Genomic DNA, 11,443 nt, shown 5'->3' on the forward strand with positions numbered 1-11,443 from the left:
ACCGCCGGCGAAGGCTGAGACGGTCACTGGAAGAGGAGAACAGCGCATGTCTGCCACGCGCCCCGTCGCGCTCATCATCGGCATGGGCCTGGGTCTTTCCGCCGCGCTTGCCCAGCGCTTTGCCACCGGCGGCTATGCGATCGCAGGCTTGGCGCGCAGCCCCGATAAATCCGCTGTGCTCGCGGCCGCCATGGCGGAACAGGGCCACAAACTCGATCTGCGCGCGGTCGATGCTGGTGATTTCACCGCCCTCGGTTCCACCGTCCACGCGGTCGAGGCCCAGTTGGGGCCGATCGAGGTGCTGATCTACAATGCCTACAGCGCCACGCCTGCGGTCCCCTCGCAGATCCCGCTCGATGCGTTGGTGGCGGACTTCCGCGTCAACGTTGGCGGTGCGCTGGCGGCGGTGCAGGCGGTGCTTCCGGCCATGCAGGCGCGCGGGAAAGGCACGGTGCTGCTCACCGGCGGCGGCCTCGCGCTCGATCCCACCGGCTGGCTCCCGGCCGCCTCGCTCGCCATCGGCAAGGCCGGGATCCGCAACCTTGCCCAGACGCTGCACAAGGAACTGGAAGGCTCAGCCATCCGCGTCGGCACGGTCACCGTGACCGGCCAGATCCTCCCCGGCACGCCGCTTGCGCCCGAAACGATCGCCGAACATTTCTGGCAACTCCACACCATGCCCGCCCCCGCCCCGGTGGAAGTGATCTTGTGAGACGCTGCGGTTGCCTGCCCGTAATTGTCTGCTAGACTTGGAGTAATGGAGCCAGATTGGTGTAGAATATGTCTGCCGACGCGCACGGCTGCATTGGCGCTATCAGGGCGGCTTTCACCTCTCCTGCCAGTCGAGGGCGGCCTGCATGGATGACGATATCGTTATTATCGAACGCGTCTCGAAGTCGTTCGGCCCCAAGACCGCACTGACCGACGTTTCCTTCCGCGTTCCGCCCGGCCAGATCTGCGGCTTGCTCGGCCCCAACGGCGCGGGCAAGACCACGCTGTTCCGCCTGCTCATGGGCATTCTCAAGGCCACATCGGGCACGCTGCGCGTCGCCGGGCTTGATGCGTTCGAGGATCGGGTCGAGGTCAAGCGCGCAATCGGCTTCCTGCCCGACGAGCCGGTGTTCTATTCCTACCTGTCCGGCCGCGAGGTTCTTGCGCTCAGCGCCGGGATGCACGGCCTCGATGTGCCGGAGGCGATGGCGCGGATCGAAGCTCTCGCGATGCGCATGCGCCTTGCCGACGATCTCGACAAATATGCCGAAGAATACTCGCGCGGCATGAAGAAGAAGCTCGGCCTGCTGCTCGCCATGCTGCACCAGCCGCGCCTGCTCGTGCTGGATGAGCCGACCAACGGGCTCGATGTAGAATCCACCCGCCTGTTCTATGATCTGGTGAACGAGGCAGCGGCCACCGGCACCACGGTCCTCTTCTCGACCCACCTGATGGACCACGTTGCGCGCCTGTGCTCGCACGCGGTGATCGTGAACGAAGGCCGCGTGGTCGAACAGGGCGAGCTTGGCGCGCTCGCTGCCCGCCACGGCGAGCCCGATCTCGAAGCGCTGTTCCTGAAGCTGACCGCCCGGCCCGCGCAGGAATGAGCGCCGCCTCTCCCCCCGGCTATTGGGGCACCGTGCGTCTGCTGCTGGCATCGGCGCGCCGCCGCCAGAGCGGGCGCAGCAAGCGGCAACAGCAGCTGCTGAGCCAAAGAAGCGATGGCAAGGGAACGGACTGGTCGGGCCTCGGCTTGCTGATCGGCCTGATCATCAGCGTTGTCATCCATGGCTTCGCGGCAGGCTCGGTGTTTGTTGCGGTAACCGCCGGCCAGCGCGCCGAAGCAGAGCTCCACGGGCATATGGTTGTCAGCGAGGAATTCCTCGAACAGGTGCAGGAAGCCGATCAGACATCCTTTGCCTCGCCGCAAGTCCGCAGCGATTCGCTGGCGGAGGCCATCGGCGACGAGGCGGCAAGGATCGCGCGGGATCAGCGCAGTGAGGACGAAAAAGAGATCGCGGCAAAGCTGCGCGCGCGCGTCGCAGCACCAGGCAGCAACGGGCTTGTCCTTGCCGAAAGCGCCGAGCCTGGCCTCACCCCGCAAGGCCTCTCGCAACCCATCCCCGCGCTGCTGGGATCGCTGCTCGTCCTGCTCTGGCTGGTAACGCTGGTATGCCAGGGCGAGGGACTGGAGCTCGACATCCAGCGCCGCCGCCATCCCATGTGGGAATGGCTCTTCTCGCACCCGGTGCAACCCGGCGCGGTCTTCCTTGCCGAGATGATCGCGCCGCTTGCCGCCAACCCTACCTATTGGGCCGGACCACTGTTCGTCGGCGCCCTGCTCGGTCTCACCTACGATGTGCTGCTGGGCCTCATCGGCGCGGTGGTGATCGGCATTCCCCTCACCATTGCGGCGGGATGCCTGGGCAAGGCGCTTGAAATCTCCGCGGTGCTGCGCCTGTCCCCGCGCACCCGCGGCGGCGTGATCGGCGTCATCAGCTGGTTCGGTTTCGTCGGCATGGTTGGCCCGATTGTCGGCGCCGCCACGATCGACTGGCTGGTCGGGCACTTTGCCGGCACCCTTGCCATCGCCGCGCGCGTGCCCGCGCCCCTGCTCGCCCTGCTGCTCGGCTTTGATGGTGCGGGGGGCCGCTCGTTCCTGCGTGCCATCGCCTTTGGCTGGTTCCTCGCCGCCGCCATGCTCGGCTTCGCCGTCTGGCTCAGCGTGCGCGCGCTGCGCAATGGCCTGTCGGGCGCCTTCGCGGCCGAAACCCTGAGCACAGGACCCGCACGGCAGACGCGCTTCGGGCGCGAACCGCTGTTTCGCAAGGAAGTCCTGTGGTTCCTGCGCGATCGCAGCGCCATCGTGCAGACCATCCTGATCCCGCTCACCGTCGCTGGCTACAACCTGTTCCAGCTGCGCGGCGCACTCAGTCTGGCCGCCCAATCCTGGAACCTCCTCGCTGGTGCAGCGATTACTCTTGGCACCTACATGCTCTGGGTTCTCGGCCCCAAGTCGCTGGTCTCGGAAGGCTCCGCGCTGTGGATCGCGCTGACCTGGCCGCAAGGGATCGAAAGCGTGCTCAAGGCCAAGGCCTGGCTGTGGTCGCTGATCGCGACGCTGCTGGTTGCGGTGGTCCTGCTGCTGGGCTGCGCGCTGTTCCCGCAGGATTGGTGGAAGATCGCGCTGGTCGGCGTGGGCTGGTACCTCTTCGCCCGCAGCATGGCCGAAAAGGCTGTCACGCTGGTCACGGTCGTTTCGGAATCGGGCGAAGCGCAGTCGATTCCCTCCGGGCGGCGCTGGGCCGCGCAGCTCGGCATGCTGACCTTTGCGATCGGAATCTGCACGCAGGTCTGGTCGCTTGCCATCGTCGGCATCGTCTATTCATGGGTCACCGCCGCCGCGATGTGGGAAAACTTCCGCGCGCGCCTGCCCTATCTCTATGATCCCTGGTCGGAAAAGCTGCCGCCGCCGCCCACGCTGATGCATGCCATGATCGCGGTCAGCGCGATGCTGGAGCTTTCCTCCGTGATCGCCGCCTTCGTCGCGGGCATCGGCGGGCGTGAAAATCTGCCGCTGGCGATGGCCGTCGGCTATTCGGCCAGCGCCGTGCTCGTCTCGATGGTGACAGCGCGGGTCCTTGAGGATCGCGGCATGAATCCAGCAGCCGCGTGGCTGTGGTCTCCTCCGCCCGCGCAGGCCGTGCACATGTTCGTCGCACCGTGGGAGACGCTGTGGAACCTCATGCGCCATCATGGGCGGGCGATGGCGGAAGGCCTGGTGCTCGGCCTGCTGCTCGGCGGCTTCGCCTGGGCCTATATCCACATCCTCGCCATGTTTCCCCCGTTCGCGCACGACATCGCGGCGACTCACGCCCAGTGGGCCGCGAACCCGTCCTTGCGCTTCAGCTACGCCATCATCGCGATCCTTTGCGCGCCCTTTGCCGAGGAATATCTGTTCCGCGGCCTGCTCTACCGGGCGCTGGATCGGCAATGGGGCGGCTGGAAAGCGGTGCTTGCCGCCGCCGCCTTCTTCGCGATCTATCACCCGCCGATCGCGTGGCTTCCGGTGGGCCTGCTCGGGGCGCTCAATTGCGTGATGTTCAAGCGCACCGGCAGGCTCGCCCCCGCCGTCGTGCTCCACATGGCCTACAATACGGTCGTCGTGCTGACCGGATCGTGACCCCGCGCTTGCCCCCGGCCCCCTCGCCCGCTATCGGCGCGCCTTCCGCCATCCACCCGAAAGCCCGCATCCCCTTGGCCACGCTGATCCCGCTTGCCGATATCGATTCCGCGCTGATCGAAGACGTGCTCGATGCCGCCTTCGGGCCGGACCGCTTCGCGCGCACGGCCTACAAGGTACGCGAGGGGACCGAGTGGCTCCCCGGCCTGTCCTTCGCCGCGCTCGACGAAGGCGAGCATATCGCCGGCACGATCCAGTGCTGGCCTGTCGCGCTGAACGATGAAAGCGGCCGCGCCCACCCGATGATCATGGTCGGCCCCGTCGCTGTCCTCCCGGGCCTTCAGGGCCAGGGCTATGGCAAGGCGCTCGTCACCGCCAGCCTCACCGCGATCGATCCGCGCGCGCCGCTGCCACAGGTGATGATCGGCGATCTTGATTACTATGGCCGCTTCTTCGGCTTTTCCGCCGCACACACCGGCGGGTGGAAGCTGCCCGGCCCGTGGGACCCGGCGCGCCTGCTCTGCCGCACCGCCAATCCGGCCGTCCTGCCCACAGAGGGCATGCTCGGCCCTTGGCGCGGCTGATCTGATCTGGCATCGGCGGTTCGTGCCCTATGAACCGCCCCCCGAACTTGCAGCGCTTTCGCTGAGCGAACTGGCAGAGGCCATCGCATCGCGCCGCTTGCCGGCGGTAGAGAGCTGGTCCCCCGCGAACATCGGCGAAAGCCACATGCGCATCGCGGCAGACGGCACGTGGTTCCACGAGGGCGGCAGGATCACCCGCCCGGCCATGGTCCGCGCCTTCTCATCGCTCCTCACCCGCGATGCAGCAGGCCAGCACTGGCTCGTCACTCCGGTCGAAAAGCTCGCCATCGCGGTGGACGACGCCGCCTTCATCGCGACCGACATGGAAGTCCGCAGCGACGAGAACGGCCACCCGGTCATCGCGTTCCGCCTCAATAGCGACGACGTGGTCCTCGCCGGCCCCGATCATCCCTTGCGCGCTGCGGGCACGCCCGAAGTCCCCGCCTTCTACCTCGCCGTGCGCCATGGCACCGAGGCGCGGCTCAACCGCAGCACTTACGGCCAGCTGATCGACCACGCGCTCACTCTCTCCGAACCCGAAGCGCTCGCGGTCGAAAGCCGGGGCACCCGCTTCAGCCTGCTGCCCGCATGAGCCTGCGCGAACGCCTCGCCGATCTTTTCGACGTCGGGCACGCCCTCCCCGTCCCGCCCGCTTACGAGGACTGGCGCCCGCTTCCCGATACGCCCTTGCGCGCCGCCGCCGTGCTGATCGCCGTCACCGACCGGCCAGACCACGCGCAAGGCCCCGGCGTACTCCTCATCCACCGCCCCTCGCATATGCGCGCGCACCCCGGGCAGGCCGCGTTCCCCGGTGGCAAGATCGATGCGGGCGAAACCCCTATCGAGGCCGCGCTGCGCGAGGCGAACGAGGAGCTCGGCATCGATCCCGCGCTGGTGGACGTAATCGGCGCGACCGACCAGTACCGCACCGGCACCGGCTACGACATCACCCCCGTCCTCGCGATGGTTCCGCCAGACCTGCCCATCCAGCCCAATCCTGCCGAAGTGGCGAGCTGGTTCGAACCCCCGCTCGGCTTCGTGCTCGATCCCGCCAACTACGTCCGGCGGGAAAGCGAATGGGCTGGGCGGCGCGGTAGCTACATCGATATCCAGTGGAATGAGCACCGGATCTGGGGCGTCACCGCCGGGATCATCGCCAATCTTGCGCAGCGGATCCGCTGGCATGGCTGAAACGCGCCTCCCTGCTGCCGACTGGACCCGTCGCGAAGACCTCGCCGCGCTTGTCGCCGCGCTCGATCCGGCCGGAGAAGGCTTCGTCCGTTACGTCGGCGGCGCGGTGCGCGATACGCTGCTGGGCATCGCGGTGAAGGACATCGACATGGCCACCCCGCTCGAACCGCCTGCGGTGATCGAGCGGCTCAAGGCCGCAAGCATCCGCAGTGTCCCTACCGGCCTTGCCCATGGCACCGTCACCGCCGTGCTCGCAGGCGGCCCGGTCGAGATCACCACTCTGCGCCGCGATGTCTCGACCGACGGCCGCCACGCCACCGTCGCGTTTTCAACCGACTGGTCGGAAGACGCGGCCCGCCGCGATTTCACGATCAACGCGCTCTACGCCGATCCGCAGGGTCTGACGGTTCACGACTACTTCGGCGGCCTCGCAGACCTCAAGGCCCGCCGCCTGCGCTTCATCGGCGATGCAGAGGCGCGCATCCGCGAGGATTACCTGCGCATCCTGCGCTATTTCCGTTTCCAGGCCCGCTTCGGCTCGCTCCCTGCCGACACAGCGGCGGAAGCCGCCTGCAGTGCGCTCGCCCCCGGCCTCAAGGGCCTCTCGCGCGAACGCATCGCCAGCGAACTCCTCATGCTGCTGGCCCTGCCCAACCCAGCGTCCACCGCCGCGCGCATGGCTGAGCTCGGCGTGCTTGGCGTAATCCTGCCTGAAGCCGATCCCGCCGCGCTCCCGCCGCTCCTCGCCGCCGAGGCCGCCCGCGCACTTGCGCCCGAACCGCTGCGCCGCCTCGCCGCGCTGCTCCCCGCCGATCCGCCGCTGGCCGAACTGATCGCCGCGCGCCTCAGGCTCTCGATCGCCCAGCGCAAGCACCTCGCCCTCGTCGCCGCGCGCACCATTCCCGAGGAAGCCGCCCGCCCGCTCGCCTACCAGGTCGGCCGCGCAGCCGCGCTCGATCGCTTGCTGATCACCGGCAGCGACACCGCGCCGCTCGATGGCTGGGATATCCCGCAGTTTCCGCTCAAAGGCGGCACAATCGTCGCCCGCGGCGTCAGCGCCGGCCCCGAAGTCGCCCGCATCCTCCGCGCGGTGGAGGCCCGCTGGGTCGGCGAAGGCTTCCCGAACGAAGCCCGCATCGCGGAATTGCTCAGCGAAGAACTCGGCTAAGCGGAAAACAAAGTCCCGTTCGTGTCGAGCGAAGTCGAGACACCATGCGCCCGGCCCTCAGCCCGCGTCAGACCCCTTCCACTCGCGCCGCTCCTCCGCCGCGCGCAGCACTTCGTACGCCGTCTGCAGCTTCAGGAACTCCGCCGCCGCTTCGGCATCGCCGGGGCGCACATCGGGATGCACTTCCTTGGCGCGTGATCGCCACGCCTTGCGCACCGCCTCGAAATCGGCGTCCACTTCCAGCCCAAGCGCTTCCAGCGCGCGCATCTCGTCGCGGCTGCGGCTGCCATCGCCGGGGCCTGCCCAGGCCTGATAGGCCGATTGCGCATAGCCCGAAGCCTCGCCCCGCTCGGCCTTCTCGCGCAGCTCGGCCTCTTCCTTGTCGAGCCCTTCGAAGTAGTTCCACCCGGCATTGTATTCGGCGGCATGGCGCTCGCAGAAGTACCACCGGTCCGGGTTGTTGGGCGATTTGGGCGCAGGCCGGTCGCCTTTCTCGTCGCAGCCGGCCCGGTCGCAAAGGCGCACCGGGGCCGCCTCGCGCGAGCCACCATAGCCGCGCCAGCGTGGGAAACCCCAGTCAGCCGATCTGCCTTGCCGTGCCATCGAAGTGGCTAATCCCTTTTCACTGTACGGTTATCGTCACCGCACGGCGGTTCTTCGCCCAGCTTGCCTCGTCCGAACCCAGAGCGACCGGGCGCTCCTTGCCATAGCTCACCGTGGTGATGCGCGAAGCATCGATGCCGAGGCTAACGAGGTAGTTCTTCGCCGCATTGGCCCTGCGCTCGCCCAAAGCAAGGTTATAATCACGCGTGCCGCGCTCGTCGCAGTGCCCTTCGATGGTCACGCGCTTGCCGGGATAGCGCGCCAGCCACTGCGCCTGGCTCTGCAGGATGCCCTGATCCTCGCTGTCGATGTTGTAGCGGTCCGTGTCGAACAGGATCGTGTCGCCCAGCACCGAGGCCATGAAATCGGCCTGGCTGCCCGGCACCGGCCCCATCGGCTGGCTGACCGGCGGCGGCGTAGTCGTCGTCGTGGTCGTCGCGCCGGTCGGCTGCGGCGGCAGTTCCTTGGGCTTGGTGGCGCAACCCGCGAGCGCAAGGCCGGAGGTGAGCAGCAGGCCAGTCAAGACTTTCGATGTGATGATCTTGCGGGTCACGGACGGGTCTCCTTTGGTCAATCAGCGCCAGAGTGCATTGCACAAGGCGAATCGGCAAACGGTTTTGGCACCAGTTCAGGGCAGAACCGGGCCCCATGCGGGGTCCGATGCATCGACCGGCGTATTCAGCCGCCGCTCGTTGCGCCCGGTCAGGTCCACCTGCCAGATCGAGGTCTTGCCGGTGGTCTTTGCGGTGCGGAAGAACTGCACGATGCGGCCGTTGGGCGACCATGTCGGCGCTTCATCCTGCCAGCTGTCGGTAAGGTAGCGCATCTCGCCGCCCGATGGGTTCATCACCGCTATGCGAAGATTGCCAGCGATGTGGGTGAACGCGATCTGGTCACCGCGCGGGCTCCATTCGGGCGTGGCGGAGCGGCCGCCGAAAAAGCTGATGCGCTTCTGGTTCGTGCCATCGGCATTCATCACATAGATCTGCTGGCTGCCCGAACGATCGCTTTCAAACACGATCTTGCTGCCATCGGGCGAATAGCTGCCGCCCACATCGATCCCCGGCGAATCCGTCAGCTTCACCGATTCGCCGCCGGTTGCGGGCACACGGTAGATGTCCGTATTCCCGGCAATCGCCATCGAATAGAGGATGGACTTGCCATCGGGCGACCAGCGCGGCGCGAAAGTCGGCCCCTTGCCTTCGGTCACCAGCCGCTGCTGGCCGCTGCCGATATCATAGACATAGATCCGCGGGGTGCCGTTGAGGAAGCTGAGGTACGCGATCTTTGAATAATCGGGCGAATAGCGCGGGGTCAGCGCGGTTGCCTGGCCGTTGGTGATGAAGCGGTGGTTGGCCCCGTCCGAATCCATGATCGCCAGCTGCTTGCGGCGATGATCCTTTGGCCCCGTCTCGGCGATATAGGCGATCTTGCTGTCGAAGAACGGGCTTTCCCCCGAAAGCCGCGAATAGACCATGTCCGCACACTTGTGCGCCGCGCGCCGCCACTCCTCGGGCTTCACCACATAGCCCTGCCGCGCCAGCTCGCTGCCCAGCGCCACGTCATAGAGGTAGCAGCCCACTGTCAGCCGCCCGTCGGCGCCGGCCTTGACGAAGCCCTGCACCAGCATTTCCGCCGAACGCGCGCGCCAGTTCGGAAACGCGGGCGCGGTCACTTCGCCAAAGGCAATGCCCGGCAGCGCATCAGGGCCGACCGGGCGAAACAGCCCGTTGTTCTTGAGATCGCCATAGATCACCCGCGCAAGATTGCGCCCGAGCGCCTCGGTGTTCCCGCCATCGGCTGCGGTCGGCAGCATCTCGTTGGTCGGGAACGTCGGGATCGCGATGGCAGCATCGTTGTTGATCGTACCCACTACGTCTTCCTCGGGCGAGGAATCCGCCGGCGCGGCCGATGCGGCGGGCTGAGGCGCAGGTGTGGCAGGCTGCGCCAGAACCGGCGAGGCGGCGAGGAGCGCGCAAAGGCCAACGACAAGAGTGCTACGCAAGGGCTCTACTCTTTCCTGAAATTGAGCGTGTAGGTCTTCCAGAAATCATACGTTTCGACAGGAAGGTTGAACGGCGCCGCCGTCCTGATCGCGCGAACCGCGCATTCGGTGAAGCGGCCCACCTGCGGCGTATTGGCAGGAGTCTGGCCGGAAAGAACCGGCGTTGCAATGCTGACGATATTCCCGCTGCGATCAAGCTGGAAGGTCACTTTCGCGCGCAGCTTCTCGATCTCAACGCCGCTCAGCGGGCAGCTGTTCCACGGCGGCACCACCTTGCGGTTGATCGTGACGCGGATCGCGGCCTTGGCAGTATCGCTCAGCGCATCGGCGGGATTGCCCGTCGCGCCCGGCCGGGTCCCCGTATTGATCCCCTTGAGGAAATCGGAGCCCAGTTGGCTGGCGCCGCTCGGCGCATCGGGCCGCCGCCGCTGGCGCGGGTCAAGCGGCGGCGCGGCGGCCACCTTTTGCGCCGGCTTCTGCGGCGGCGCAGGCACGGCACGCTGTTGCGGCTGCGGCTTGATGACCGGCTGCGGCCTCGCAACAGGCTTGGGCTGCGGCGCCGGCTTTGCCTGAGGCGGTGGCGGAGGCGCGGGTTTAGGCAAGGGCTGTGGCCGGGGCTGGGGCTTGGGCTGAGGCGGCGCGATCTGCGGCGGGGCCGGTTCCGGCACAGGCTCGCCCAGCACCGGCGCGACATCGGGCGCAGCCTCGGCATCGGGCTGCGGCGAGGTCGATTGGTCGGCAGTCTCTTCGGCGAAGGTCACCGTCATCCGTTCGGGGGGCGACAGGATCGACTTGCCCGGCGGCGAGAGCGTCAGCGCCGCAATCAGCGCCACGTGCGCCGCCAGCGCGATGCCAAGCGCCCCAAACGGTATGGGCGCTTCCTCGCGCGTGAGGCCTTGGGAGGAGGAAGAGGCCGTCATGCCCATCGCGCTTAAGGCGCCGTGACTGAACCGTTGGTGACCAGCGAGATCGACTTGAACCCCGCGGCATTGAGCGCGCCCATCACCGCGACCACCCGGCCATAATCGAGGCTGCGATCCGCGCGCAGCGTGACGACGGGCAGTTGGCCACCCGGCCCCGCCACTGCCAACCCCGTCAGCCGGTCGGAAAGCTCACCCGGCGCAAGTTCCTGATCGTCGAGGAAGATCCGCCCTTCGCCGTCCATGCTCACCGTGATCGCTTGTCTGTCGGTCTTGAGCGCCTCGGCCCGGCTGTCCGGCAAGTCGATCGGCACGCCCGCGGTCAGCATCGGCGCGGTCACCATGAAGATGATCAGCAGCACCAGCATCACGTCGACCAGCGGCGTCACGTTGATCTCGCTCATCGCCGCGCCGCGCCCGCGCCCCCGCCGCCCGCGCCGCCCGCCACCGCCAGAGCCCATGCTCATCGCCATGGCGTTACTGCTCCAACTCGCGGCTCAAGGTCGCATGGAAGCGGTCGGCAAAGCGGAACAGCCGGGTCTCGAAGCGGTTCACCCGGTGCGAGAAGCGGTTGTAGGCAATTACTGCCGGGATCGCCGCGAACAGGCCGATGGCCGTGGCAAACAGCGCTTCCGAAATGCCCGGCGCCACCACCGCGAGCGAGGAATTCTGCTGCGCACCGATGTTGAAGAAGCTGTCCATGATGCCCCACACCGTGCCGAACAGCCCGACGAAAGGCGCAACCGAACCCACTGTAGCAAGGAAATTGAGCCGCCCCGCCAGCCGGTCCGTTTCCGC

At 67.4% G+C, this 11,443-nt stretch carries 13 protein-coding genes; 7 read left to right on the forward strand and 6 right to left on the reverse strand.

Going from position 1 to position 11,443, the window contains the following annotated elements; all coding sequences use genetic code 11:
- Positions 1-46 precede the first annotated feature (46 nt).
- The 7 genes from Q0071_RS18850 to Q0071_RS18880 all read left to right on the forward strand — a co-directional run bounded on the left by Q0071_RS18850 (position 47) and on the right by Q0071_RS18880 (position 7,117).
- Positions 47-712 (forward strand): SDR family NAD(P)-dependent oxidoreductase, encoded by a 666-nt coding sequence (locus Q0071_RS18850; RefSeq protein WP_298173309.1) that lies wholly within the window; start codon positions 47-49, stop codon positions 710-712.
- Positions 713-857: 145 nt separating this feature from the next.
- On the forward strand, positions 858-1,598 hold the full coding sequence (locus Q0071_RS18855) for an ABC transporter ATP-binding protein (RefSeq protein WP_298173312.1): 741 nt from the start codon (positions 858-860) through the stop codon (positions 1,596-1,598).
- A complete protein-coding gene (locus Q0071_RS18860; protein ID WP_298173314.1) occupies positions 1,595-4,174 on the forward strand; it encodes a CPBP family intramembrane glutamic endopeptidase in 2,580 nt (859 codons plus the stop codon). The genes Q0071_RS18855 and Q0071_RS18860 overlap by 4 nt, the downstream gene beginning before the upstream one ends.
- A gap of 74 nt (positions 4,175-4,248) precedes the next feature.
- Positions 4,249-4,758: an N-acetyltransferase gene (locus Q0071_RS18865; RefSeq protein WP_298173317.1), complete on the forward strand. Its 510-nt coding sequence runs from the start codon at positions 4,249-4,251 to the stop codon at positions 4,756-4,758.
- 22 nt (positions 4,759-4,780) lie between these two features.
- A complete protein-coding gene (locus tag Q0071_RS18870) occupies positions 4,781-5,350 on the forward strand; it encodes a DUF1285 domain-containing protein (RefSeq protein WP_298173320.1) in 570 nt (189 codons plus the stop codon).
- On the forward strand, positions 5,347-5,949 hold the full coding sequence (locus Q0071_RS18875) for a CoA pyrophosphatase (RefSeq protein WP_298173323.1): 603 nt from the start codon (positions 5,347-5,349) through the stop codon (positions 5,947-5,949). The genes Q0071_RS18870 and Q0071_RS18875 overlap by 4 nt, the downstream gene beginning before the upstream one ends.
- The gene (locus Q0071_RS18880; RefSeq protein WP_298173325.1) at positions 5,942-7,117 is read left to right on the forward strand and encodes a CCA tRNA nucleotidyltransferase; all 1,176 of its coding nucleotides are present in this window, start codon (positions 5,942-5,944) and stop codon (positions 7,115-7,117) included. The genes Q0071_RS18875 and Q0071_RS18880 overlap by 8 nt, the downstream gene beginning before the upstream one ends.
- Positions 7,118-7,174: 57 nt before the next feature.
- Here Q0071_RS18880 and Q0071_RS18885 read toward each other — a convergent pair whose 3' ends face one another.
- The 6 genes from Q0071_RS18885 to Q0071_RS18910 all read right to left on the reverse strand — a co-directional run.
- Complete coding sequence (locus Q0071_RS18885) at positions 7,175-7,720, reverse strand: J domain-containing protein (RefSeq protein WP_298173328.1); 546 nt, start codon at positions 7,718-7,720, stop codon at positions 7,175-7,177.
- A gap of 19 nt (positions 7,721-7,739) precedes the next feature.
- Positions 7,740-8,273, reverse strand: coding sequence for a peptidoglycan-associated lipoprotein Pal (gene pal / locus Q0071_RS18890; RefSeq protein ID WP_298173330.1), 534 nt, complete (start codon positions 8,271-8,273; stop codon positions 7,740-7,742).
- Positions 8,274-8,348: 75 nt separating this feature from the next.
- Entirely contained in the window at positions 8,349-9,725 is a 1,377-nt protein-coding gene (tolB, locus tag Q0071_RS18895; protein WP_298173333.1) for a Tol-Pal system beta propeller repeat protein TolB, read from the reverse strand.
- 5 nt (positions 9,726-9,730) lie between these two features.
- Positions 9,731-10,645, reverse strand: a complete 915-nt coding sequence (locus Q0071_RS18900; RefSeq protein WP_298173336.1) for a hypothetical protein — start codon at positions 10,643-10,645, stop codon at positions 9,731-9,733.
- An 11-nt stretch (positions 10,646-10,656) separates the two neighbouring features.
- The gene (locus Q0071_RS18905) at positions 10,657-11,118 is read right to left on the reverse strand and encodes an ExbD/TolR family protein (RefSeq protein ID WP_298173340.1); all 462 of its coding nucleotides are present in this window, start codon (positions 11,116-11,118) and stop codon (positions 10,657-10,659) included.
- Positions 11,119-11,122: 4 nt separating this feature from the next.
- On the reverse strand, positions 11,123-11,443 hold a 321-nt coding region (locus Q0071_RS18910; RefSeq protein WP_298173343.1), incomplete at its 5' end, for a MotA/TolQ/ExbB proton channel family protein.

Origin of the sequence: Novosphingobium sp. (assembly GCF_027486195.1) — a bacterium.
GTDB lineage: Bacteria > Pseudomonadota > Alphaproteobacteria > Sphingomonadales > Sphingomonadaceae > Novosphingobium.